General features: G+C 64.0%; 17 protein-coding genes and 2 tRNA genes. 6 read left to right on the forward strand and 13 right to left on the reverse strand.

Annotated features, from left to right (window positions below):
• From DNJ95_RS07980 to DNJ95_RS08005, 6 genes are all read right to left on the reverse strand, one after another.
• Window positions 1-3,868 (reverse strand): VCBS domain-containing protein (locus DNJ95_RS07980; RefSeq protein ID WP_220445715.1); only part of this gene is annotated, 3,868 nt, incomplete at its 3' end.
• Between the two features lie 61 nt (window positions 3,869-3,929).
• Window positions 3,930-5,378, reverse strand: coding sequence for an HlyD family type I secretion periplasmic adaptor subunit (locus tag DNJ95_RS07985; RefSeq protein ID WP_131184197.1), 1,449 nt, complete (start codon window positions 5,376-5,378; stop codon window positions 3,930-3,932).
• A complete protein-coding gene (locus DNJ95_RS07990; RefSeq protein ID WP_131184198.1) occupies window positions 5,375-7,513 on the reverse strand; it encodes a type I secretion system permease/ATPase in 2,139 nt (712 codons plus the stop codon). Before DNJ95_RS07990 ends, DNJ95_RS07985 begins: the two co-directional genes overlap by 4 nt.
• 61 nt (window positions 7,514-7,574) lie before the next feature.
• Complete coding sequence (locus DNJ95_RS07995) at window positions 7,575-9,398, reverse strand: TolC family outer membrane protein (protein WP_131184199.1); 1,824 nt, start codon at window positions 9,396-9,398, stop codon at window positions 7,575-7,577.
• A 649-nt stretch (window positions 9,399-10,047) separates the two neighbouring features.
• Window positions 10,048-12,372, reverse strand: coding sequence for a TonB-dependent receptor (locus tag DNJ95_RS08000; RefSeq protein ID WP_242671905.1), 2,325 nt, complete (start codon window positions 12,370-12,372; stop codon window positions 10,048-10,050).
• Window positions 12,373-12,500: 128 nt separating this feature from the next.
• Entirely contained in the window at window positions 12,501-13,325 is an 825-nt protein-coding gene (locus DNJ95_RS08005; protein WP_131184201.1) for a response regulator transcription factor, read from the reverse strand.
• Between the two features lie 201 nt (window positions 13,326-13,526).
• Between DNJ95_RS08005 and DNJ95_RS08010 the strand changes: the two genes are divergently transcribed.
• A complete protein-coding gene (locus DNJ95_RS08010; RefSeq protein ID WP_131184202.1) occupies window positions 13,527-14,486 on the forward strand; it encodes a LysR substrate-binding domain-containing protein in 960 nt (319 codons plus the stop codon).
• 70 nt (window positions 14,487-14,556) lie between these two features.
• On the opposite strand, the gene DNJ95_RS08015 is transcribed toward DNJ95_RS08010, so the two are convergent.
• The 3 genes from DNJ95_RS08015 to DNJ95_RS08025 all read right to left on the reverse strand — a co-directional run bounded on the left by DNJ95_RS08015 (window position 14,557) and on the right by DNJ95_RS08025 (window position 15,655).
• Entirely contained in the window at window positions 14,557-15,291 is a 735-nt protein-coding gene (locus DNJ95_RS08015; protein ID WP_131184203.1) for a BamJ family beta-barrel-assembly machinery protein, read from the reverse strand.
• A gap of 199 nt (window positions 15,292-15,490) precedes the next feature.
• Window positions 15,491-15,567 (reverse strand) — tRNA-Asp (locus DNJ95_RS08020).
• Between the two features lie 12 nt (window positions 15,568-15,579).
• Window positions 15,580-15,655, reverse strand: a tRNA-Val gene (locus DNJ95_RS08025).
• A gap of 203 nt (window positions 15,656-15,858) precedes the next feature.
• On the opposite strand from DNJ95_RS08025, the gene rdgC reads away from it, so the two are divergent.
• A complete protein-coding gene (gene rdgC, locus DNJ95_RS08030; protein WP_131184204.1) occupies window positions 15,859-16,779 on the forward strand; it encodes a recombination-associated protein RdgC in 921 nt (306 codons plus the stop codon).
• A gap of 68 nt (window positions 16,780-16,847) precedes the next feature.
• Here the strand turns inward: rdgC and DNJ95_RS08035 are convergent, their stop codons facing one another.
• The 4 genes from DNJ95_RS08035 to rsmI form a co-directional block, all read right to left on the reverse strand.
• Window positions 16,848-18,575 carry an MFS transporter gene (locus DNJ95_RS08035; RefSeq protein WP_131184205.1) on the reverse strand — a complete coding sequence of 576 codons (1,728 nt, stop codon included), beginning with the start codon at window positions 18,573-18,575 and terminating at the stop codon, window positions 16,848-16,850.
• Between the two features lie 37 nt (window positions 18,576-18,612).
• The gene (locus tag DNJ95_RS08040; RefSeq protein WP_131184206.1) at window positions 18,613-18,939 is read right to left on the reverse strand and encodes an AzlD domain-containing protein; all 327 of its coding nucleotides are present in this window, start codon (window positions 18,937-18,939) and stop codon (window positions 18,613-18,615) included.
• Window positions 18,921-19,643: an AzlC family ABC transporter permease gene (locus DNJ95_RS08045; RefSeq protein ID WP_131184281.1), complete on the reverse strand. Its 723-nt coding sequence runs from the start codon at window positions 19,641-19,643 to the stop codon at window positions 18,921-18,923. The genes DNJ95_RS08040 and DNJ95_RS08045 overlap by 19 nt, the downstream gene beginning before the upstream one ends.
• A gap of 197 nt (window positions 19,644-19,840) precedes the next feature.
• On the reverse strand, window positions 19,841-20,710 hold the full coding sequence (gene rsmI / locus DNJ95_RS08050; RefSeq protein WP_131184207.1) for a 16S rRNA (cytidine(1402)-2'-O)-methyltransferase: 870 nt from the start codon (window positions 20,708-20,710) through the stop codon (window positions 19,841-19,843).
• Between the two features lie 120 nt (window positions 20,711-20,830).
• On the opposite strand from rsmI, the gene DNJ95_RS08055 reads away from it, so the two are divergent.
• The 4 genes from DNJ95_RS08055 (at window position 20,831) to DNJ95_RS08070 (ending at window position 24,228) form a co-directional block, all read left to right on the forward strand.
• Entirely contained in the window at window positions 20,831-22,591 is a 1,761-nt protein-coding gene (locus DNJ95_RS08055) for a penicillin-binding protein activator (RefSeq protein WP_165491572.1), read from the forward strand.
• On the forward strand, window positions 22,588-22,947 hold the full coding sequence (locus DNJ95_RS08060) for a YraN family protein (protein ID WP_131184208.1): 360 nt from the start codon (window positions 22,588-22,590) through the stop codon (window positions 22,945-22,947). The genes DNJ95_RS08055 and DNJ95_RS08060 overlap by 4 nt, the downstream gene beginning before the upstream one ends.
• A gap of 112 nt (window positions 22,948-23,059) precedes the next feature.
• Window positions 23,060-23,653: a phosphoheptose isomerase gene (locus DNJ95_RS08065; RefSeq protein WP_131184209.1), complete on the forward strand. Its 594-nt coding sequence runs from the start codon at window positions 23,060-23,062 to the stop codon at window positions 23,651-23,653.
• Window positions 23,650-24,228, forward strand: a complete 579-nt coding sequence (locus DNJ95_RS08070; protein ID WP_131184210.1) for a BON domain-containing protein — start codon at window positions 23,650-23,652, stop codon at window positions 24,226-24,228. Before DNJ95_RS08065 ends, DNJ95_RS08070 begins: the two co-directional genes overlap by 4 nt.
• Window positions 24,229-24,285: the final 57 nt, after the last annotated feature.

Consider the following 24,285-nt stretch of genomic DNA (forward strand, 5'->3'; position numbering starts at 1 on the left):
TCAGCCTGGCGCTGTCCGCATCGCCGTCATTGTCGGTCAGGGTATAGCTGAACACCTCGCTCAGGGTCTCGCCGTCCTTCAGCGCATTGACCTCGGCATTGTCGTTGTCCAACTGGTAGCTGTAGCTGCCGTCCGGGGCGATGGTCAGCGTACCGAACTCGCCCTCGATGGTCAGGACGCCGTTGCTCTGCGTGGAGGTGTTGCCCGCGACGTTGTCGCTGCCGATGGCGGTGACAGTCGCGCCATCCGCGCCGATACGGTCTTCCTCGTCGTCGCTGGCCGCACCTATGCCGCCAATCACATTGCCAGTGACCGGCGCCAGGGCATCTTCGCCGACGCGGTTGGCATCGTCCTCGGCCAGCGGCGCATCGTCGATGATATTGATCACCAGCTTGCCGTTGGCGCTCTCGCCGCCGGCATCTGTCACCACCAGGGGAATCTCGTCCAGGCCATTGTCGGCATGGGCCGGCAAGGCGTTGTCGTAAGGCGTGCTCAGCTCATAGCCGTAGTGCAGCTTGCCGACGGTCGGCACGCCCCCCACGGAAGTGATGGCGTCGAAGCCGGTGATGGTCAGGCTGCCATGGTCGGTCGTGAGCGTGACATGGCTTGCCGGGGCGGCCGGATCGAGGGCCTGCAAGATCGCCAGGTCCAGCTCGACACCGCCGATGATCAGCTTTACCAGGCCATCGGCCGCGCTGATATCGATGACCCCAGTGGTCTTCTCGGAGCCATCGCCCTCCACCAGGCCGGACTCCCATACCGTGGCCTGCCCGATGCTCGCGACAGTCGCGGGATCGTCGGCACCGTTGCCGTCCTCCGGCACGATGGTCGGCGGGCCGTCGGTCTTGCCGTCGATGGTAATGGTCAGCGTGGCGGTGGACGGGTCGCCATCGCCATCGGTCAGGGTGTAGGTGAACACCTCGTCCAGGGTCTCGCCATCCTTCAGCGCGTTGACCTCGGGCTTGTCGTTGTCCAGCGTATAGGTGTAGCTGCCGTCCGGGTTCAGCGTCAGGCTGCCGTACTGCCCGGTGATCGTGCTCGAGACATTGCCATCCGGCACGTGGGAACCCGACGGCACGCTGCCCGGCACGACGCCGGTGACCATCGCACCATCGGTGCCCTGGGTATCGGCTGCATCGCCCGGTACCTGGCCCGTCACCACATTGCCAGCGACCGACGGGCTGTTTTCGTCGATCTCGTTGGCATCGTTTCGCGCCACGGGAACGTCATCGACAATATTGATGACCAGGTTGCCAACCGCCTCATCCCCGTAGCCATCGATCACTTTCAGGCCAATCGTTTCGCTGTTGCTGCGCCCGACGTCCGGGTCGAGCGGGTCGGCCGGGGTGGTCTGCACATTTTCCAGTTCATAGCTGAACTGCAATTCGCCCAGGGTCGGTACCGCGCCACCGCCAACGCTACTGGTGACGTCGAACCCGGTCAGGGTCAGCTTGCCCTCGGGGGTATCGATTTCGATATGGGTGGCCGGGTCGAGCGGGTCCAGTGCCAGCAACGCCGACAGGCTGACAGGCTCGCCAGCAATCTCGATGGAACCCAGCCCGTTCGGCGTGCTGATGGTGATGCTGCCCGTGCTGACATGGCTGCTGTCGGAAGCGCTCAGGCCCCGTTCATATACGGTTACCTGGCCGAGGGTGGTGAAGTCCGCCGGATCATTGCCGTTCACATCCTCGGGCACGATGGAGGGCGGGCCATCGGTCCTGCCGTCGATGGTGATGATCAGCCTGGCGCTGTCCGCATCGCCGTCATTGTCGGTCAGGGTATAGCTGAACACCTCGCTCAGGGTCTCGCCGTCCTTCAGCGCATTGACCTCGGCATTGTCGTTGTCCAACTGGTAGCTGTAGCTGCCGTCCGGGGCGATGGTCAGCGTACCGAACTCGCCCTCGATGGTCAGGACGCCGTTGCTCTGCGTGGAGGTGTTGCCCGCGACGTTGTCGCTGCCGATGGCGGTGACAGTCGCGCCATCCGCGCCGATACGGTCTTCCTCGTCGTCGCTGGCCGCACCTATGCCGCCAATCACGTTGCCAGTGACCGGCGCCAGGGCATCTTCGCCGACGCGGTTGGCATCGTCCTCGGCCAGCGGCGCATCGTCGATGATATTGATCACCAGCTTGCCGTTGGCGCTCTCGCCGCCGGCATCTGTCACCACCAGGGGAATCTCGTCCAGGCCATTGTCGGCATGGGCCGGCAAGGCGTTGTCGTAAGGCGTGCTCAGCTCATAGCCGTAGTGCAGCTTGCCGACGGTCGGCACGCCCCCCACGGAAGTGATGGCGTCGAAGCCGGTGATGGTCAGGCTGCCATGGTCGGTCGTGAGCGTGACATGGCTTGCCGGGGCGGCCGGATCGAGGGCCTGCAAGATCGCCAGGTCCAGCTCGACACCGCCGATGGTCAGCTTTACCAGGCCATCGGCCGCGCTGATATCGATGACCCCAGTGGTCTTCTCGGAGCCATCGCCCTCCACCAGGCCGGACTCCCATACCGTGGCCTGCCCGATGCTCGCGACGGTCGCGGGATCGTCGGCACCGTTGCCGTCCTCCGGCACGATGGTCGGCGGGCCGTCGGTCTTGCCGTCGATGGTAATGGTCAGCGTGGCGGTGGACGGGTCGCCATCGCCATCGGTCAGGGTGTAGGTGAACACCTCGTCCAGGGTCTCGCCATCCTTCAGCGCGTTGACCTCGGGCTTGTCGTTGTCCAGCGTATAGGTGTAGCTGCCGTCCGGGTTCAGCGTCAGGCTGCCGTACTGCCCGGTGATCGTGCTCGAGACATTGCCATCCGGCACGTGGGAGCCCGCCGGCACGCTGCCCGGCACGACGCCGGTGACCCGCGTGGCATCGGCCCCCAGGATGTCCTTGCCGTCGCCGTCGCTGGCACCGTCGATGACGTTGCCAGTCACTGCCGGGGTGTCCTCACCGATGGTGGCCAGGTCATCCACTGCCTCGGGGACCGTATCGGTGATCTGCACGACCACCGCCCCCGGCGGCGAGGTCAGGTTGCGCTGGTCGGTAACAATGATCGGGAAGGTATCCGTGATGCTGCCATCACCACCACTGTGATCCTTGCTGCTGCCACTCTGCTGATAGGTGTAGGTGACCGTGCCGGTAAGCGGGTCATAGCCGGTCAGCGTCAGGTCGCCCTCCTTGCCGGGAATGACGACATGCGTGGTCGGATCGTTCGGGTCCAGCGCGCGCAGGGTGGTCTCCGTGACAGGCGTACCGTCGACGGAAACACTCTTCAGGCCATTGGGTGCGGTAACGACGAACGTCCCGGTGGCGGGCACCGTGGCATTTTCGGGAATGGTCAGGCTGGAAGAAGTGGAACCGGAGCCAAGCGGCACCGTGACCGATGGCATGCCACGGCTGCCGTTGTCTTCCCCTCGGTGCTCGTAGCGCCAGTCGGTGTCGAACTCACGGTCCGGAAGGCTCATGCCCAGCGGGCGGAGGATTTCCTGGATGCGCGCCACGGTAATCGGCGTGATGCCATCGGCCTCGATGATCTCGCCGATACGCACCAGCTCGACGAAATCGTGCCCGGCCGGCAGTCCGGAGCTGCCTTGCCGTTCCGGCGCACGCGGTGCCGCCTCATCACGTACCAGGCGCTCCTGCTGCGGCAGCGATTCGCTGCTGGAGACAGGCGCGCTCGACGCGATCTGGCCGAGGTCGGCCTGCTGTTCTCCAAGCAGGGTGAGCAATTGGTTGTCGCCAAAATCCAGTTCAACGCGAGCACCCGGTTCGGTGACCAGTTTCTCGTCGCGCCGCAACACATCCCCGACCTTGATCTCGCGCCGCTCGCCATTGGCCGAGACGGCCCAGGCCTGACCAACGAGAGAAGCTACGGTTGCCAGATTGTTCATAGTGGACCTCGATTCGAATTATCCCCGCCGCCCGGCAGCGGGCACACCTGAAGAATGAATATCAACGCTCGCTCAAGGCATTGGCCTTGGCGCGCAGGATGGGTTTGAGCAAATACGCCAGGATGCTTTTCTTGCCGGTGATGATGTCCAGTTGCGCGGTCATCCCCGGAATGACCGCCAGCCGCTGGGCAGACTCGGCATCGGTGGTCACCGCACGCACCAGGTAGAAGGTGTTGTCTCGTTCATCGGTGATGGTGTCGGCGCTGATATGCTGCAACTGCGCCTCCAGCCCGCCATAGATGGAGAAATCGTAGGCGTGCAGCTTGATCGTGGCCGGCAGCCCGGGACGCAGGAAGGCGATGTCCTTCGGTGCGACCCTGGCCTCCACCAGCAACCGGTCGTCGTTAGGCACGATCTCGATCACCGCATGCCCAGGCTGCACCACACCGCCGATGGTGTTGAACAGCACGCGCTGGATGGTGCCGTTGACCGGCGAACGGATTTCGGAAAACTTCACCCGGTCGGCCAGGCCATCGACATTCTTGTCCAGGCTGTTGAGTTGCGAGGATGCCTCGCTCAGTTCGGAGCGCCACAGGTTGCGGGTCGTCAGCTCGACTTCACGCAGGCGCGCGTCGGCTTCCTGGATGCCCGCCTCGATCTGCCGGGCACGCGCCGCGGCCTGCCGGCGCTCGCCATCGGCGCTCGCCTGATCGCGTTCGAGCCGCAGGATGTCGATCTCGGACACCGCCCCCGAACGCAACAGCGGCCGCGTCACCTGCAATTCCTGGCTGGACATGCGATAGGCCTGCTCGGCCGCATGCAGCCGGGCCCGCACCTCGCTCAGTTCCTGCTGGCGCTGGGCCCGCTGCTCACGGGCGATCGACAGCTTCTGCTCGAGCTCCTTGCGGCTCTCGAGGTAATAGCTGTGCTCCTGCTCCAGCACCACGCTCTGGTCGGCACTCAGTTGCGCCGGACGCTCGGGCTGGTATGGCAGGTCATCGACCAGCGCCTTCAGCCGCTCGACCTTGGCCCGCAAGGCGAATACGCGCACGCTACCTTCCTGGAAGCTGGCGACGAAACGCGTCGGATCGATGCGCACCAGTACATCGCCCCGGCTCACGGCGTCGCCCTCTTCCACGAAGACATCCTCGACCACACCGCCGTCCACCGACTGCACGATCTGCAACTGCCGGGATGGAATGATCTTGCCTTCGCCCCGCGTCACCTCGTCGATCCGGGTGAGCGCGGACCACAACAACAGCACCGCGAAGATCGCCGCGATGGAATAGAGGAGCCCACGTGCGCGCAGCACCTTCTGCCGCTCCAGCGCCAGTTCGGCGTCCTGCTCCCAGCGCGCGGAGCCATTGCGAAAGCCGGCGAACAACGGGCGGAACAGGCGATCGACCAGCGAACGGCCGAAAGCGCCCGCGCCAGACAACCTCTCAAGGTGCTCGAACGCCTGCTGCTCGGCCGGCTTCGCAGTCACATCGGGCGCTTTCTGCTGGCTCATGGCGCCACCTTCTGCAAGGTGCCCGCTTCCAGGGCCTGCAGGACACTCTGCTTCGGCCCATCGGCCAGCACACGCCCGCCATCCATCACGATCAAGCGGTCGACCAGCGCCAGCAGGCTCGTACGGTGCGTGACCAGCAGCAGTGTCTTGCCCTGGCTGAACTGCCCCAGCGCCCGCGTGACGTGGTTTTCCAGGGTGCTGTCCATGGCCGAGGTCGGCTCATCGAACAGCAGGATGCTGCTGTCGGGCATGACCGCACGGGCAACGGCGATGGTCTGTCGCTGGCCACCGGAAACACGGCTGCCGCCCTCCCCCACCTGCATGCCCAGACCATCGGCATGGGCGCCGACCAGGCCCTTCAGGCCGGATATCTCTATCGCCTCGTGCAGGCGCTGACGCTCCGGGTTGTCGACGCCAAGCGTGACGTTCTCGTAGACAGTGCCGCTGATCAGCCGGGTTTCCTGGGGGATATAGCCGATGTTGCGCCGCAGTTCGGCAGGGTCGAACTGCGCCAGGTGCACCCCGTCGACCAGGATCGTCCCGGCGGTCGGCTGGTACAGGCCCAGGATGAGCTTCTCCAGCGTGGACTTGCCGGAGCCGACCCGCCCCAGGATCGCCACCCGTTCGCCCGCGCGGATGTGCAACGAAACGTCACGGAGGACTTCGCGTTCATCGCCGGGATACTTGAACGACACATTGCGCAGCTCGATTTCGCCACGCAGCTTCGGACGGCTGACCAGTGGCTTGTCGGCACTGCGCTCCTGGCCGTTGGCCATGAGCTGCTCCAGCGAAGCCAGCGCGGTGGCGGCCTGGTAGTACTGGGTCAACAGCGAAGCGGTCTGCGAAACCGGCGCCATGGCCCTGGAGGACAGCATATAGGCGGCGATCAAAGCCCCCTGTGTCATCTGCCCGTCGATCACCAGGTAGACACCGACGATGATCATGCACACCGCCACCATCTGCTGCACCCAGGACGCCCCCGAACCCACGGAGTTGCCCAGCATGCGCAACTTGCCCGAGCAGGCGCAGAGGAACCGGGTCGACTGCTCCCAGTTGCTCTGCATGCGACTGGTGGCATTGAAACTCTTCAGCGTCTCGATGCCGCTCAGGCTCTCGATCAGGCCGGAGCTGCGCTGCGCGCTGGCCTTGCTCATCACCTCGGACAACTGGCGCATCCTGGCCTGTACCGACAGGGCGTAGAGAATGATCAACGCGGCGCCGACCAGCACGGGAATGGCCATGACCCAGGAGATCACCATGATGATGACCACGAACAGCAGGAAGAACGGCAGGTCGAGCAACGCGGTGACGGTCATCGAGCCGATGAACGAACGCACCGCCTCGAAGCCATTGACACTGGAGGCGAACGAGCCGATCGACGCCGGGCTGTGTTCCAGCCTCATTCCCAGCACACGCTCCATGATCAGGGCGGACAGCCGGGTGTCGGCGCGGCTCGCGGCCAGTTCGACGAACCAGCCACGCAACATGCGCAGCAGCAGGTCGCCACAGATCAGGATGACGGCCCCGAACGACAATACCCACAGGGTATCGGTGGCATGGTTCGGCACCACGCGGTCATACACGTTCATCACGAACAGCGGCATGGCCAGCGCGAACAGGTTGATGAAAAACGCCGCCACCAGGACATCCCGGTAAAGCACCCGGTTTTCCCTGATCACGCTCCAGAACCAGTGCCCTCTGGATGCGAGTGTTCGCTTGGCGCCGGTATCGTGCTTCTCCAGCAGGCGGAAGTCCGCCCGGCAGTACATGACGACACCGCTGTAGTTCGCCTGGAACGCGTCCAGCTCGACTTCCTGCAACTGCATGTCCAGCTCAGGAAAGCGAACCCAGGCTTTTTTCGAAGGCGCATCGACGCGCTCCAGCAGGCAAGCCTTGTTGCCTCGCTGGAGCGCGATGCACGGGAGCAGCAACTCGTTGAGACGCAACAGGTCCTGCCGCGCGAGGCGCGCGGTGAAGCCTGCCCGCTCGGCGGCGCGCGGAAAGACCGAAGGGGCCAGGCGCCCGTCGAGCAGGGGCAAGCCATCGACGATGGCGTCCCTGCTCGTCGCAACCCCATTCGACTGGGCGATCCAGAGCAGGCAGGTGCTCAGGGGATCATCGACTAAAACTTCCATCGTGCTGCTCCATCCAGTGCGGCAGTCTGGCCCGCACGATCATGCGGGTCAGACCCGTGACTTACTGGCTGCGCTTGACACTGAGTTCCACGCGACGGTTTTCCGCACGGCCATGCGCGGTCGCATTGCTGGCGACGGGCCGGTCGGCACCGGCGCCGGAAACGGAGATCGCCGCCTGCTCGACGCCATTGGCTAGCAGAAAGTCCCGCACGGCCACGGCACGCGCCAAGGACAGTTCGCGATTGAGGCTTGCAGAACCGGTATTGTCGGTATGCCCGACGATGCTCAGCGACTGTAGGCCGCCCTGCTGGGTCAGGCGCTGCACGAAGCTCTGCAGGCGCGCGACGGAACCGGCCTTGATTTCACTGCTGCCGGTATCGAACAGGGCATCGCCACTCAGCTCCAGCACTTCGCTGGCCTGGAACGGCTGGTTCAGGTAGGCGTCGCCGCCCCAGTCCCCGCCCTGGTAAGCCGCGCAGTAGCGGCTGGAGTCCGGAGCGACATCGCCGCTACGCAGATCTTCCAGGGTCGGCATCGAATCGGTGGAAACGGACAGTGACGGCAGCAACTGGCCCATGCTGTGCAGCGTGCGCAGGCGCGCTATCTGCAGGTCATAGCTGCCATCCACATAGGCACGCTCGGCCTGGAACACCTCGTTCTCGGAGTCGAGCACATCCAGCAGTGAACGGCGGCCGATATCGAACTGGTCACGGTAAGCGACCACCACGTTGGCGGCGCCATCACGGTGAGCGGCCAGGGACTGACGCTTTTCCTGCAGGTTCAGCACATCGCTGTAGGCGATGGTCGCGGTCTGCCGCAGGTCGACGCAGGCCTTGTCACGCAGGCTTTCGGCCTGGTTGATCCGGCGGAACGCCGCCCGCTCGGCGGCACGGTCACTGCCGCCACGGAACAGGTTGTAGCGGGCGCGCAGCTCGACGATGCTTTCGTTGCCGTACGGGTCCGGGTCGGTGCGGTTATCGAAGCTGTTGTTGTTCTTGTACAGCCCATGGCGCAACCCAAGCTCGAAAGTCGGATAGCGGTTGGACTTGATCTCGCCCAGGGAGGCTTCGGCGGAACGGATATTCTCGAAAGCCGCATACAGCTCGGGGTTGTTCACATAACCGCGGTCGAGGATGTCCTTCAGATCGCTTGGCACCCGCACCACTTCGGATGCAACGGGTTCCAGCGCATCGGCAGGCAGGCGCCCGACCAGACGCTGGAAGCGTGCGGTGACGCTCTGCAGGTTGGCGACCTCGGTCATCAGGTTGGAACGCGCCAGGGAAAGACGGCCGTTGATCTGTTGCAGGTCGGCCTGGTTGCTGATGCCGCTCTGGGCGCGCTCGCCTACCCGGCCCTGGACACGACGGTGGTTATCGAGGTTCTTCTGCGCCAGGGCGACCAGCTCCCGGTGGCGCTGCACACTGAGATAAGCCTCGCTCACTTCGAGCGCTTTCGTTTCCGCTTCACTCAGTAACTCGTAATAACGCACCCGGCTGGTATGTTCCGCCTTGGCCAGGCGATTGCGCACACGAAAGCCGTCGAACAACATCTGAGTCAGGGAAATCTCGGCATAGTTGCGCGAATAGTCACTGCGGCTGTCGAACTGTCGATTGCCTTGCCCGACAGAAGCATTCAAATCAATTGATGGCAAATAACCACCGAAGGCTTCGCGAGTGTCTTCACTGGCTGCATAAAAAGCCGCAAGGCGGGTTTGCAGTTCAGGATTGAACTCCAGAGACTCCTGAACGACACCCAGCAGATTATCGTTCTGCACAGCAGACGCGGCAAAAGATAAAGTTGAAAGCCCGATCAGAACCGATAGGGTAGAAGTCGTCCAGAGCTTAGGAGCAGTTATCGTTGAGCGGTGAGCATTGAACGGTGACATAAAAATCCCCAAGTTGCTTCAAGGCATTTGCCTGGTTATCAGCAGCTGATCGTACTTATCGAGAGGCGCGATCATTAATAAAGTGATTCCGCGCCGTTTATTAATGAAACAGCCAATGTTTTCCGACAGTTTTTTCTAACTGCCACAGGCACTCGAAAGCCAGCCAAGTCAAATAAAGCCTACGCTTGGCACATAATCTTCCGGGACCAACATCCAGAGCCTGCCATATAGCTCGAATATAATATTCACAATCTTCCGCGCGCACAGACGACTAAAAACCGGAAGCGCTCGAATAAAAAATATTCGAGCGCAAATCCCATTCATCTATGCACAGGAAGATTGCCCGAGCCAGGCGCGTACAAGGCGACAGCGCCACCGACCCATCCACTCGCCTGGAACCTGCAGTTCCCCCGGAAGCGGGCCCACAGGGCACCACCCATTCCCCACACACGAGGAAATGGGCTGTCGCCTGACAATATAGGGAGAGCAGCCGAACATCATAAGGCTAGATTTTCGAACCCTGAGTTAGCTGAAAGATAGCCACTCATACGCTCGAACAAAGCCTCTCCACGCCGCAAAAGGCTGGGAAGCGCGCCAAGACGCACCTTGCGGCGCGCCATCGGGCTTTGCCACAAGGGACAAGGTGCAACTACAAACGGACACGCATCGTCATGCCCATGGTCCGTGGATCGCCGGGCATGACGGCATAATCACCAAGCCCGAGCGAGGCGTACACCGCAGTGATGTAGTCCTTGTCGAACAGGTTGCGCACCCAGAACTCGACCTCCCAGCCATGATCGGAGGCGCGCAGGCCCATACGCAGATTGGTCAGGCCATGACCGGGCTGCCAACTGCCCTTGCCGCCTTCGAGCGTGCCGTAATAGCCACTGCGCACGCTCTGCTCCAGGCCAGTGAACCCCTCCAGCCCGCGACCGACGGGATGGTGGTAATCGAGGCCGGCCGAAGCATTCCATTCCGGCGCGTTGTACAGGCGCTTGCCAGAGTAATCGCACAGCGACGGAGCCAGCCCCGGCCCGCAAGGGGCATTGTCGAAGCTTCGATAGCGCGCATCGCTCCAGGCCACGCCCAGGCGCATGTCCATGCGCGAGTGCAGCCGCCACCGGGAATCCAGTTCCACGCCACGCAGGCGAGCCTTGCCGACGTTCAGCAGGTTGTTGCGCAAGGGCGGCATCCAGATATGTTCAGGCTGGCTCAGGGTCAACGCCTGGTAATCGTCCACATCGGTCTGGTAGAGGGCCAGGTCCAGGCTGGCACGCTGCTGCCAGAAGCGCGTCTTGAGCCCGAGTTCCAGCGAAGTCGCACGCTCGGCATCGAACGTCGCTGCGGCCCGGGGCCCGACGACATCGAAATTTATTCCCCCGGCCTTGTGCCCACGCGACCAGTTGGCATAGGCCAGGACCTGATCGTTGAAGCGGTAGCTGGCACCGAGCAAGGAAGAGATATCCCCCTCCCCGACGCTGTCGCGCCGGTAGTAATAATCGCCCAGCGCCAGTTCGCGCAGCAGCTCTCCACCCGCCTGAAAGATCGGCGGCAAACCATCCAGGGACACCAGGCCCGATACATTCCGCGCCACCCAGCCCTGCTTGCGCTCATAGGTGTAGCGCAGGCCACCCGTCAGCTCCAGGCGCGCCCACGGGCGCCAGGTGACATGGGTGAACAGCGCACGACTGTCGCTTTTCTGCTCGCCAGTGATCGACTGCCGCCCGCCGTCGAGCAGGAATGAAGGGACCTGGCTTGGGTGGGTCAGGCTCAAGCCCAGTCGACTCAACTCATCCATCCGGTCGGCAACGAACCAGGCACTGGCGTCCTGGCCGAACTCGACGGCATGTCGGCGATCGAGCGTCTGCTGCAAGTAGTAGAGGCCAGCGACATAGTCCAGGTCGCTGCCAAGCGCTCCGGACAACCGCAGCTCCTGACTGAACTGGCGCTGATCCAGGGATGTGTCCAGATAGGCGATCGACAGGTCCATGCCATCGGCGTCACGGGCATCGCGCAAGGTCCAGTCCCGATAGGCCGTGATACTGGTCAGGCCGAGGTCATCCGTCATCTGCCAATCCAGTTGCAGGGAGAGGGCGTTCTGATCGTTCCTGGCCTTGAGCGGCATATTGCTCCAGACCTCACGCTCGAAAGGCGCCGTGGCCAGTATGTGATACCCCAGGGCCGCGGCCCGGGCATCGCTCTGCCCACTGTAGTGGCTGGGCAATACGGTATTGGCACTGTCATCGCGCCCCACGTCGGCGATCAGCCGGGCACTCAGGTACTCGTTCGGCGTCCATAACAATTGCCCGCGCAGGGCCTGGCTGTCGATGTCGTTGAGCGAACTGCCGTCATAGTGGTTGTCGACCGTTCCATCACGTTTCCTGTCGACGAAGCTGAAACGTCCGGCCAGTACATCGTCGAGCAACGGCCCCGAGAGGGTTGCTCGGTAACGCCGCTCGCCGTACGAACCGAAGCTGGCTTCGGCCTCGACCTCGTCATGGAAGGTCGGCTGGCGCGTAGCGATGTTCAAGGCGCCGGCACTGCTGTTCTTGCCGAACAAGGTGCCCTGCGGCCCACGGAGCACTTCGATGCGTTCGATATCGAGGAGGTCGGAGAAAGCCATGCCCTGGCGCCCCAGATAGACGCCATCGACGAAAATCCCGACGCTACTGTCCAGCCCGTCGTTGTAGGCCGTGGCTCCGAAACCACGCAAGCCGTACCCGGCATGCCGCGGGCCATGTCCGGAGACGACCAGCCCGGGCGCCTGCTGCTGGATATCCCGGAGACCGTAGTGTCCGGCCTGCTCCAGTTGCTCGCCATCGAGCACCGTCATGGCGATAGGCACATCCTGCGTCACCTCCGCGCGATGCCGGGCGGAAACATCAACCGGATCGAGCGCCAGCACATCCTCCTGCCCCCAGGCATCGGCGGCAACCAGGCAGGCCAGCCCCCACGGCACGATACATCTGTACACAATTCCTCCCCACGGCGGTGCCAGGTAATACCCCATGCCTGACAATCGGTCACCCTCGGTATCGATTCATACCGAGAGCACTCTAGTTATTAGTTGGAAAGGCTCCTCTCCCGTCGGGAGCCACCAGGCTACATCCGGGCCCGCCCCGGGCCATCGGCGCGACAAACGGGATCAGCGCCCCGTCCATTCTGCAACTGCTCGCGAAACTGGCTGGGAGTCATGCCGAGGCGCTCCCTGAAAGCCGTGGAGAAGTTGCAGGCGCTGCGGAAACCGATCAGTTCGGAAATATCCTGCACACTCATCCCGCTATCGGCCAGCAGTTCCTTCCCACGACGCAGGCGCTCTTCACGGACATAGGCAAAAACCGTGATCCCCAGTTGCTCGCGAAAAATGGCCGAAAGCCTTTTGTCGTGCGTACCGACCTTGCGCGCAATCTCCGCCAGCGAAGGCATGCAGTCCAGATTCTGCCCGACCAGGCGCATGGCTGCCCGCAGGATCACCTGATCCGCGGAAACGTCTTCGGCCGGCATCGCGCCCAGGGCATCAGTACCACGCCGGACCAGTTGCAAGTGTATGCGTATCCGCGCCAGCACTTCCTCCGGGGCACAGGATTTGAGCACATAGTCCACTCCCCCCAGGCTCAGCCCTTCCAGGCGTTCGTCCACCGCGCCCAAGGAGGTCAGGAAAATAATCGGCAGCAAGCGGGTGGCTGGCGCTTCGCGCAACAGGCGACACAGTGTGAAACCATCCATGCCGGGCATACGCACATCGAGCAGGATAAGATCCGGACGCAGAGCCTGTGCACGCTGATAGCCCTGACGCGCATCGCTGGAGAGGGTCAGACGCCAGGGTTGCTGGCGCAGCAGGACCAGTAGCGAACGAATATCCTCGGGCGAGTCATCGATCACCAGAATATGTGGAGTGCCAGGCAAGAAATCACGATTGCGGTGCATGGTAACGGAGCGCTCCCGGTATCCGATTGACAGAACTGGCAGCGCACCACCGAGAGAATCCCGGCAATCGCTGTCCAACCCGTGAAATCCCCGGTTGAATTATCCGGAAATCCCTTTTGCCAAAGCTGGCATCCGCTCAGCCAAAAGGCCCATGACGAAACGGAGCATAAGATTGGCCAGACTCTGCACAGTGAAAGCCGAATGAACAGCCCAGCACACGACAACACAGTATCCCAAAGACAGCAAACACAGGCCACGACCCAGGCCAACCTGCTGGGCGAATTGTACTGGTTCATCCGCGTCGTCGAGGCCGGCAGTTTCTCCGCCGCCGCAGAGCAGACCGGCATCGCCAAGTCCAGCCTGAGCCGCCGCATCATACAACTCGAAAAGCGTCTCGAACTGCAGTTGCTCAACCGCAACACCCGCTCCTTCAGCATGACCAGCCTTGGCGAACAGGTTTACCGGCACGCCCTGGAAATGCTCGCAGCAGCGGAGGCCGTCGAAGCCTGCGCCCAGCAGGCCAATGGGGCGCCCAGCGGCCTGCTGCGTCTGTCGGCTCCCGACATCCTGAGCGAGTGGCTCATGCAACTGCTGCACGACTTCCAGACCCAATATCCCCGCGTAAGCTTTTCCCTGCTGCCGCAAGATGCCCAGGTCGAACTGGCATCACAGCGCCTGGATCTCTCGTTGAGCCTGGAAGCGCCGGATAACAGCAGCGATATCGTCTCACGCGAACTGGCCAGCCTGCAGAAGGTCATCGTCGCCACCCCTGCACTGATCGAAGCCTTGGGCAATCCGCAAACCCTGGAGCAAGTACCGGACAAGAACCTGCTCGCCCTCGGCACGCCCCCCCGCACCTGGTCACTGCACAACCAGGACCGGCGCCTGCAGACCCCGGCATTCACCGCACAGAACCTGCACCTACTGCGCGAGGCGACGAAAGCCGGCATAGGCATTGCCTACCTGCCCCTGTGCTGCTGCCATGAAGACCTGGCGTCCGGCACCCTGCGCCTGGCCTGCCCGCAGGAGCAACCCCAGCCACTGACGCTCTACGCCCTGACACCCGCCGCCCGCGGCATCACCCAGGCCGCCCGCCAACTGATCCAGCACCTGCGCAGCAGCCTGCAGAACCGCCAGAACGAAGGCATCACCCCCCTATAAAAAGAAAGCGGCGCACCGAGACAATCGAAGCGCCGCCCTCTCAATCATGCCTGACGCGCGCGGCAGCCGATCACTTCTTCCCGGCCGCTTCCGGCGCGCCTTCGCCAGCCTGCGGCTGCGCCTTGATACCCAGCAGCTCCAGGTCGAACACCAGCACCGAGTTGGCCGGAATCAGCGGACTCGGGCTCTGCTCGCCATAAGCCAGTTCGCTGGGGATGTAGAGCTTGTACTTCTCGCCGACATGCATCAGTTGCAAGCCTTCGACCCAACCCGCAATGACCCCGCCAACCGGCAGATCGATCGGTTCGCCACGCTTGATGGAGCTGTCGAACACGGTGCCATCGGACAAACTGCCCTCGTAGTGCACGGTGACGATATCATCGACCGTCGGCTGGGCACCCTCGGCCTGCTTGACCACCTCGTACTGCAGGCCCGACTCGGTCACCTTGACCCCGTCGCGCTTGGCATTGTCTTCGAGGAATTTCTTGCCGGCGGCCAGCGCTTCCTCGTTCAACTTGGCGATGCGCTCTTCGGCACGCTCCTGCAACGCGGTGAAGGCTTTCATCAGCTCTTCGTCGCTGACTTTCTGTTCCTGTTTGCCCACGGCATCCTCGATACCCAGCGCCACAGCCTTGGAATCGAGATCATCCATGCCTTCCTGCACCAGGCTCTTGCCCATGTTCAGACCGATGCCGTAGGACGCTTTTTGTGCCGGAGTGTCCAGCTTGACGCTGGTTTCCGAGTCACAGCCCGCCAGGACCAGGCCAACCAGGGCGATCGCAGGCGCCAAACGCTGATGTCTCATGCTGTTTCCTTTTTACGCTGTAAGGGAGTGAAGCAAAAACGAGCGGTCGAGCTTAGCAGGCATGAATGAACGCTGCTACCTGCGCCGGGCCCGGAGAGCGCCGACAAGAAGGAAAATTCCAGAACGCAGAAACGAAGAAAGCGGCCATTGGCCGCTTTCTTCGTATCCAAGGGGCGTTCAGTGACCCCTTGAAGCTATATGGCGCAGCGGACGGGACTCGAACCCGCGACCCCCGGCGTGACAGGCCGGTATTCTAACCGACTGAACTACCGCTGCGCGTTACCTCGATGGTGGGTGATGACGGGATCGAACCGCCGACCCTCTGCTTGTAAGGCAGATGCTCTCCCAGCTGAGCTAATCACCCTTCACTCTCGAAGTGGGGCGCATTCTAGAGAGCCATCCCGACCTTGGCAAGCCCTTTTTTCAAAAAAAATTCCAAAGCTTCCAAAGACTTAGAAAGAGCGCTGATTCCGGCATCTTCTTGTCGCCGCGACGCTCCCCGGGGTTGGCCTGCCCCGCCCATGGATGAATAATGCACGCTTCGTCTTTACCGGAGTTCCAGATCCCATGTGGTTTCGTAATTTGCTCGTCTACCGTCTCACGCAGGATATCCCCCTCGATGCCGAGACACTTGAAACCGCATTGGCCAGCAAGCCCGCCCGCCCCTGCGCCAGCCAGGAGCTGAGCACCTATGGTTTCGTCGCCCCCTTCGGCAAGGGCGCCGATGCGCCGCTGGTGCATTCCAGCAACGGTTTCCTGCTGGTTTCCACGCGCAAGGAAGAACGCATCCTGCCCGGCAGCGTGGTGCGTGACGCGCTCAAGGAAAAAGTCGACGAGATCGAGGCCGAGCAGATGCGCAAGGTCTACAAGAAGGAGCGCGACCAGCTCAAGGACGATATCGTGCAGACCTTCCTGCCCCGCGCCTTCATCCGCAAGTCGGGCACTTTCGCCGCCATCGCGCCTGAGCAGGGCCTGATCCTGGTCGATTCGTCCAGCGCCAAGAAGGCCGAGGACCTGCTGTCCACCCTGCGCGAGGCCATCGGTTCGCTGCCGGTGCGCCCGTTAAGCGTGAAGATCGCCCCCAGCGCCACCCTCACCCAGTGGGTCAAGACCCAGGAAGCCGCCAGCGACTTCTACGTGCTGGACGAATGCGAACTGCGCGACACCCACGAGGATGGCGGCGTGGTGCGCTGCAAGCGCCAGGACCTGACCAGCGATGAAATCCAGCAGCATCTCGAGGCCGGCAAGCAGGTAACGCAACTGTCCCTGGCCTGGCAGGACAAGCTGTCCTTCATTCTCGACGACAAACTGGTGATCAAGCGCCTGCGCTTCGAAAACCTGCTGCAGGAACAGGCCGAGCAGGATGGCGGCGAAGATGCCCTGAGCCAACTGGACGCCAGCTTCACCCTGATGATGCTGACGCTCATCCAGTTCCTACCGTCGCTGTTCGAGGCGCTGGGCGGCGAGGAAATCCCCCAGGGCATTTGAGCCGCCCTTTCAGCCTATCCGTGTGCACCGGGGGATGCCGTATCGCCTGGCGGTGCGCACGGCGCACTCTACGGCGACTCGCGGTCTACTGCTCCAGCCAGCGTGACATGCAGGATACGCGAACGCGGCCCGTCCTCGCGCAACTCGATCTCCAGCACTGCCAGGCCATGCGCACGGCCCTGCAAAACCTGCCTGGCCCGCGCTGGCTCGCGACTCAACAGGCAAACCAGCTCGCCCGCCGCCATCAGGCCCGCTACCCGTCCCGACAGTTGCACGTCCTCGCCATCCAGCGCCGACACACCGCATATACGCAACAGCCTGGACGGCGGGGACAGCACATCCGTCGTGAAGAAATGCACCGGCCGCCGCATGGCGCCGCCGATCAGCAGCACCTCGACCCAGCGCTCATGCCGCGCCAGCAACAGCGCCGCCCCGTGCGCGGGGATTCGCTCGCCACCCTCGCCCCGCACCCGCTGGCGCGTACGTCCGAGCAGCCAGGCACCGCAACGCAGAAGGAACTCCGGCACCGCACGGAACAGATAGAAAGCCAGCAACAGGTTGAACAGCGACACTACCAGGAACAACTGCGCAATGGACAACCCGACGACCGCCAGCAGCAGGATCGCCAGGATCGCCGAACACACCATGAACAGGGCATTGAGGATATTGTTCGCCGCCACCACCCGCGCCCGCTGGTGCTCGGGGCTGCGCGACTGGATCAGGGCATACAGCGGCACGATATAGATGCCGCCGAACAGCCCCAGCCCGAAGATATCCAGCAGGATCCAGCGCGCCCCCGGCTCGGCCAGCAGCCCCCAGGCACCCAGCACCTGCGGCGCTGCGCTGAAGGTACTGGCATGCCACCACAGCAGCACGCCACACAGGCTCACACCCAGCGCCCCCAGGGGTACCAGGCCGATTTCCACCTTGCGCGCCGACAGCCGGGCACAGAGCATCGAACCCGAGGCGATACCGATCGAGAACACACTGAGAATCAGCGTCACCGCCGTTTCATTGCCATTGAGCACGCCCTTGGCGAATGCCGGGATCTGCGTCAGGTAGGTCGCGCCGAGGAACCAAAACCAGGAATTGCCGATCATCGCCCGCGACACCGAACGGTGCTGGCCGAAGCCCAGGCGCAGGATCTGCCGGGTCTGGCGCAGGATATGCCAGTCCAGCGCCAGCTCCGGCAGCGGTGCCCGCGCCAGGGGGATCTGCCGGCTGGCGAGATAGCCGGCCAGGGCCACGGCGAGCACCGATGCCGCCACCAGGATCGCGTAGCGCTCGCTGGACATCAGCAGCCCGGCCACCAGGGTGCCACCGAGGATGGCCAGGAAGGTGCCCATTTCCACCAGGCCGTTACCCGCCATCAGCTCGCGCTCGTCCAGCACCTGCGGCAGGATCGAATACTTGACCGGCCCGAACAGCGCCGACTGGGTGCCCATGCAGAACAGCACCAGCAGCAGGAGCGGCAGGTGGGCGAACCACATCGCCAGCGCGCCGACCGTCATGATCGCCACTTCCCAGAGCTTGAGGGCGCGAATCAGCCGCGACTTCTCGAAACGCTCGCCGAATTGCCCGCCCAGCGCCGAGAACAGGAAGAACGGCAGGATGAACAACAGCGCACTGAGGTTGACCAGTACGTTAGCATCCACCGTCGAGCCGATGCGGTAGAGGATCGCCAGCACCAGTGCCTGCTTGAACAGGCTGTCATTGAAGGCGCCGAGCAACTGGGTCACGAACAACGGCAGGAAGCGTTTCTTGCCGAGCAGGGCGAGCGACGAAGGCGAGCGCATGGGATTCCTTGCACGAACGATGGGCCGGACCGGCAATCTACAGCGGCAACTGCCCCATTGCCCAGCGCAACAGGAAAAACGCCAGCAGGCCGCCGCCGATGGTCAGCAGCAGGTGCCTGCTCAGGGCGGCGATCAGGATGGTCAGCAACCCGGCCAGCAGATAGGCGTTTTCCGCATTGAACGCCCAGACGCCTTGTGGCAGCAGCATGCCCGGCACGACGATCGCAGTCAGCACGGCGCTCGGCACATAGTGCAGTGCCTGCCGCACCAGCGGCGGGAAGCGCAGCCCGGGAAAGGCGAACAGGCCGTAGCGAATGGCGAAGGTGATCGCCAGCATGCCGATGATCAGCCACCAGGTCTGCATCGCTGCGCCTCCTCCGTGGCTGCCAGGCGTTCGAGCATGACGCCCGTGGCGATACCGGCCAGCGCCGCCGCCATCAGCCCCAGCTTGTAGGGCCAGCCATGGCAGGCCAGCGCCACCCCCGCCGCGACCAGGGCCGCCGCGATCTGGGGAAGATTGCGCAGGGCGGGCACGACGATACCGATAAAGGTCGCCAGCATGGCGAAATCCAGGCCCCAGCCCTCCAGGTTCGGCACACGCTGGCCGAACAGCACTCCCGCCAGGGAGCCGCCGCCCCAGGCCAGATACAGCGATAACGCCACGCCGGCGTGATACCAGCGCGCATGCCCGGCCATGCCTCGCGACAGATAGCGCCGCTGCACCACGGCAAAGGTCTCGTCGGTAAGCCCGAACGCCAGTGGCAGGCGCCAGCGCAGCGGCAAGGCGCCGACATAGGGCTGCAGCGCCGCGCTGTAGAGCATATGGCGCAGATTGACGATAAAAGTGGTCAACAGAATCACCAGCACCCCGGCACCGCTCATCAGCAGGCTGACAGCGAGAAACTGCGCCGAACCGGCATAGACCAGCAGCGACATGCCCAGCGTCTGCCATAGCCCGAGCCCGGCCAGAGCGGCCATGGCACCATAGATAAGGGCGAACGGCAGGATACCGACGATCATCGGAAGACTGTCGCGGCACCCCAGTAGAAATTCCTGCAAACGAGTTATCGCGGTTACTCCCTCAAGCAATGAATAGTTTATCGACCAATAAGGAACATGCCTTGCTGGAAGCTGGAAGCCGTTGCAGGGTGTGCCCTGCGCACCGGCAAGCGACGCGCTATTCCCCTTGGTGCGCACGGCGCACCCTGCGTGGGTTGCGCTTCCAGCTTCCGGCTGCGCCCCAAGACCGGGACATGGCGCCGACTTCAGCCGGCCTTGCGCTCCAGCGCCAACTGGTAGAGCAGGTTCTTGCGCACGCCGGTGATCTGCGCCGCCAATGCCGCGGCACGCTTGAGCGGCAACTCGTCGAGCAGCAGGTCGAGCACCCGCAACGCCTGCGCATCCACCGCGTCTTCTCCTTCGGGCGCCTGCCAGCCTTCCACCAGCACCACGCATTCGCCACGCTGCTGGTTGGCATCGGCCTCGACCCACTGGCGAAGTTCGGCCAGGGGCAAGCCCTTGAGGGTCTCGAAGGTCTTCGTCAGCTCGCGACCGAGCACCGCCTGGCGCGTGCCACCGAAGACCGCCTGGAGATCGGCCAGGCATTCGACGATCCGATGCGGCGCCTCATAGAAGATCATCGTGCGCGCCTCTTCTCGCAAGGCTTCCAGCCGCGTCAGGCGCGCCGCCTGGCGCGCCGGCAGGAAGCCCTCGAAAACGAAGCGGTCCGAGGCCAGCCCCGCCGCCGACAGGGCGGCGATCAGCGCACAGGCGCCCGGCACCGGCACCACGCGAACGCCAGCCCGCCGCGCCTGGCGTACCAGGTGGTAGCCCGGATCGGAAATCAGCGGCGTACCGGCGTCGGAAATCAGCGCCACGTCACTGCCCGCCTGCAGGGTGGCAAGGAAGCGGCCACCCTCCTCGCGCTCATTGTGCTCATGGCAGGCGGCCAGCGGCGTATCGATACCGAAATGCTGCAACAGGCGCAGCGAATGGCGGGTGTCCTCGGCGGCGATCAGCGCGACCTCGCCCAGTATGCGCAGGGCACGGGCGCTGATGTCGTCCAGGTTGCCGATCGGTGTGGCGACCACATAGAGCGTACCCGCTGTGGCGTTCGGGATATCCGTGGCGGTCACGGCTCACACCTCGTCTGAAAATGGCGGAAACACGCATTGTAGCCCGGCAATGTCCCCGCGAGGCACCGGCTTGGGTACAATCGGGCGATTCTTCGCCATTGTCTCCCAGGAACCCCACCCATGATGGCCCGTCTACGCCCGCTGCTACTGCTCTGCTTCGCCGCCCTGCTGGCGGCCTGCTCCTCTTCGCCTTCATCCACCCTCGGCGAACTGCCCCGCACTCCCCAGGCCAGCACCCAGCAACTGCTGCAGCAGGCCCAGGACAGCTCCCCGGAGAAGGCGGCCCAATTGCGCCTGGCGGCCGCCCAGCAAAGCTACCAGCAAGGCAACCTGAAACAGACGGGCGATATCCTGCGGCAACTCGACCTGGCGCTGCTGAAGCCGGCGCAGCAGATCTTCGCCAGCACCCTCGCGGCGGAACTGGCGCTGGCCGACGGCAACCCGCAGCAGGCGCTTGCCGCGCTCCAGCACCCGGCCTTCGAGCGGCTCGGCGAACTGCCGCTGGACCAGCAGATACGCAGCCGCCTGGTGCGCGCCCAGGCCCTCGAAGCGGACAAGCAACTCCTGGCGGCGGCGCGCGAACGGGTCGAGAGTGCGCCACTGCTGAGTGGCGCCAGCGCCGAGGATAACCATGAAGCCATCTGGCGCCTGGTTTCCGCACTGCCCCGCGACGAACTGCAACAGGACAGCGACCCGACGCTATCGGGCTGGCTGGCGCTGGGCGATACCGTCAAACAGGCCGGCACACTGAACCAGCAGCAGAACGCCATCGAGCACTGGCGCCAGCAGAATCCGCAGCACCCGGCGGCCCTGCGCCTGCCGGAGCCCCTCGGCAAGCTGCTGCGGCTCGAGGCCCAGCCACTGACCCATATCGCCCTGCTGCTGCCCACCGACGGCCCCCTGGCCGGCCCGGCCCGCGCCCTGCGCGACGGTTTCCTGGCCGCCCACCTGCAAGCGCAGGCAGAGCAGCGCACCGAACTGAAGATCGAGCTCTACGACAGCAGCCGCATCGCCTCCATCGACGAGCTCTACCAGCGCGCCGCCCGCGACGGTGTGCAATTGATCATCGGCCCGCTGGAGAAAGAACAGGTGCGCAAGCTGGCGGATCGCCAGGCCCTACCCTTGCCGACCCTGGCGCTCAACTACAGTGACGCCGGGCAGATCGCGCCGCCGCAGTTGTTCCAGTTCGGCCTCGCCGCCGAGGACGAGGCACGCGAAGTCGCCCACCGCGCCTGGGCCGACGGCCACCGCCGGGCCATCGCCCTGACCACCCGCGGCGACTGGGGCAACCGCGTACAGCAGGCCTTCCGCCAGAGCTGGCAGGAACTCGGCGGCACCCTGGTCGCCGCCGACTCCATCGGCCAGCCGGTGGAACTGGCCGGACAGATCGCGCGCCTGCTGCAACTGACCTCGGGCGATACCCCGACCCGCCGCCAGGACGTGGACTTCCTGTTCCTCGCCGCAACGCCGCAGCAGGCACAGCAGGTCAAGCCGACCCTGGTGTTCCAGTACGCCGACGACCTGCCGGTGTATGCCACTTCACACCTGTTCTCGGCCAGCAATGACCGTACCCAGTATCTGGACCTGGAAGGTATCCGTTTCGCGGAAACGCCCTGGCTGCTGGACAGCCAGTTGCCATTGCGCCAGCAGGTCGAGCAGAAGTGGCCCCAGGCCGGCAGCAGCCTGGGCCGCCTGTACGCCATGGGCGCCGACGCCTACCTGCTGGCCCCACGCCTGAACCAGTTGCTGGCGCTGCCGGAAACCCGCCTCGACGGCCTGTCCGGCAGCCTCACGCTCAACCCGGAGCGGCGCATCGAGCGCAGCCTGCCCTGGGCACAGTTCCGTAACGGCCAGATCGAGCGTCTTGCCGACACGCCATGAACGACGACCGCCGGCAGGACAGCGGCCGCGCCGCGGAGGCGCGCGCCCTGGCGTTCCTCAGCGCCAAGGGGCTGCGCCTGCTGGCGCGCAACTGGTCCTGCCGCAGCGGGGAGATCGATCTGGTCATGCTCGATGGCGGTACAGTAGTATTCGTCGAAGTTCGCTACAGGAAGCACTCGGCCTGGGGCGGCGCGCTGGAAAGCATCGACGCCCGCAAGCGGCAGAAGCTGATCCGCACCGCCCAGTTCTTTCTGCTGAAGGAACAGCGCTGGAGCAACCACCCCTGTCGTTTCGATGTCATAGCCATGGACTCGGAACAGGAGATCAACTGGCTGCGCAATGCCTTCGATGGCTGACTCCATGGCAGCCTCCCGCGAGACACGCCGGCTTGCGCCCCGGCCCCGACAGACCCTAGCATTCTCCCGCCACGGCCATGAGGCCCGCCAGCCAACCGAAGGTCAACTATAGATGGACATGCAAAACCGTATCCGCCAACTGTTCCAGGCGAGCATCGACACCAAGCAGCAAGCCATGCAAGTGCTGGCGCCCAGCATCGAACTGGCCGGCCAGGCGATGGTCACCGCCCTGCTCAACGAAGGCAAGATTCTCTCCTGCGGCAATGGCGGCTCGGCCGGCGATGCCCAGCACTTTTCCTCGGAACTGCTCAACCGCTTCGAGCGCGAACGCCCGAGCCTGCCGGCCATCGCCCTGACCACCGACAGTTCCACCATCACCTCGATCGCCAACGACTACAGCTACAACGAGGTGTTCTCCAAGCAGATCCGCGCCCTTGGCCAGCCGGGCGATGTGCTGCTGGCGATCTCCACCAGCGGCAACTCCGCCAACGTCATCCAGGCCATCCAGGCCGCCCATGACCGGGAAATGCTGGTGGTCGCCCTGACCGGCCGCGATGGCGGCGGCATGGCCTCGCTGCTGTTGCCGGAAGACATCGAGATACGGGTGCCGTCCAAGGTCACCGCGCGCATCCAGGAAGTCCACCTGCTGGCCATCCACTGCCTGTGCGACCTGATCGACAACCAACTGTTCGGGAGTGAGGAATGAACAAGCGCATCTTGTCCGCCACCGCACTGGCCTTGTGCGTCGCCGTCAGCGGCTGCAGTTCGGTGCTGACGGCCGCCCGCGACAAACCGATAGAGGACAACCGCGGCACTCGCACCATCGGCAGCAAGATCGACGACTCGCTGATCGAAACCAAGGCCGCGGTGAATATCGCCAAGGCCCACCCCGACCTGGAAAGTTCGTCACGCATCATCGTCGCCAGTTACAACGGCGTGGTGCTGCTGGCCGGCCAGACGCCGCGCCAGGAACTCAAGCAACTGGCCGAACAGGCCGCGGCGTCGGTGCAGCGCGTCAAGCGCGTGCATAACGAATTGCAGATACTGCAACCGTCCTCGGCCCTGGCCCGCAGCAACGACACCTGGCTGACGACCAAGATCAAGAGCCAGATGCTGACCGACAGCAGCGTGCCCGGCTCACGCATCAAGGTCATCACGGAAAACGGTATCGTCTACCTGCTGGGCCTGGTGACCCGCGCCGAAGGCAACCGCGCCACCAGCCTGGTCCAGGGCGTCTCGGGCGTGCAGCGTATCGTCAAGCTGTTCGAATATATCGACTGAAAACAAGCTGGAAGCTGAAAGTCAATAGCATCAGGGTTTCCAGCCAGGGCAATCGCG

The sequence above is a fragment of the Stutzerimonas kirkiae genome (assembly GCF_004327335.1).
Taxonomy (GTDB): Bacteria; Pseudomonadota; Gammaproteobacteria; order Pseudomonadales; family Pseudomonadaceae; genus Stutzerimonas; species Stutzerimonas kirkiae.

Bases quoted from the DNA above. Each gene is read 5' to 3' on its own strand.
- DNJ95_RS07985 (WP_131184197.1), bottom strand. From the start codon at position 5,378: ATGAGCCAGCAGAAAGCGCCCGATGTGACTGCGAAGCCGGCCGAGCAG.
- DNJ95_RS07990 (WP_131184198.1), bottom strand. From the start codon at position 7,513: ATGGAAGTTTTAGTCGATGATCCCCTGAGCACCTGCCTGCTCTGGATC.
- DNJ95_RS07995 (WP_131184199.1), bottom strand. From the start codon at position 9,398: ATGTCACCGTTCAATGCTCACCGCTCAACGATAACTGCTCCTAAGCTC.
- DNJ95_RS08005 (WP_131184201.1), bottom strand. From the start codon at position 13,325: ATGCACCGCAATCGTGATTTCTTGCCTGGCACTCCACATATTCTGGTG.
- DNJ95_RS08010 (WP_131184202.1), top strand. From the start codon at position 13,527: ATGAACAGCCCAGCACACGACAACACAGTATCCCAAAGACAGCAAACA.
- DNJ95_RS08015 (WP_131184203.1), bottom strand. From the start codon at position 15,291: ATGAGACATCAGCGTTTGGCGCCTGCGATCGCCCTGGTTGGCCTGGTC.
- rdgC (WP_131184204.1), top strand. From the start codon at position 15,859: ATGTGGTTTCGTAATTTGCTCGTCTACCGTCTCACGCAGGATATCCCC.
- DNJ95_RS08035 (WP_131184205.1), bottom strand. From the start codon at position 18,575: ATGCGCTCGCCTTCGTCGCTCGCCCTGCTCGGCAAGAAACGCTTCCTG.
- DNJ95_RS08040 (WP_131184206.1), bottom strand. From the start codon at position 18,939: ATGCAGACCTGGTGGCTGATCATCGGCATGCTGGCGATCACCTTCGCC.
- DNJ95_RS08055 (WP_165491572.1), top strand. From the start codon at position 20,831: ATGATGGCCCGTCTACGCCCGCTGCTACTGCTCTGCTTCGCCGCCCTG.
- DNJ95_RS08060 (WP_131184208.1), top strand. From the start codon at position 22,588: ATGAACGACGACCGCCGGCAGGACAGCGGCCGCGCCGCGGAGGCGCGC.
- DNJ95_RS08065 (WP_131184209.1), top strand. From the start codon at position 23,060: ATGGACATGCAAAACCGTATCCGCCAACTGTTCCAGGCGAGCATCGAC.
- DNJ95_RS08070 (WP_131184210.1), top strand. From the start codon at position 23,650: ATGAACAAGCGCATCTTGTCCGCCACCGCACTGGCCTTGTGCGTCGCC.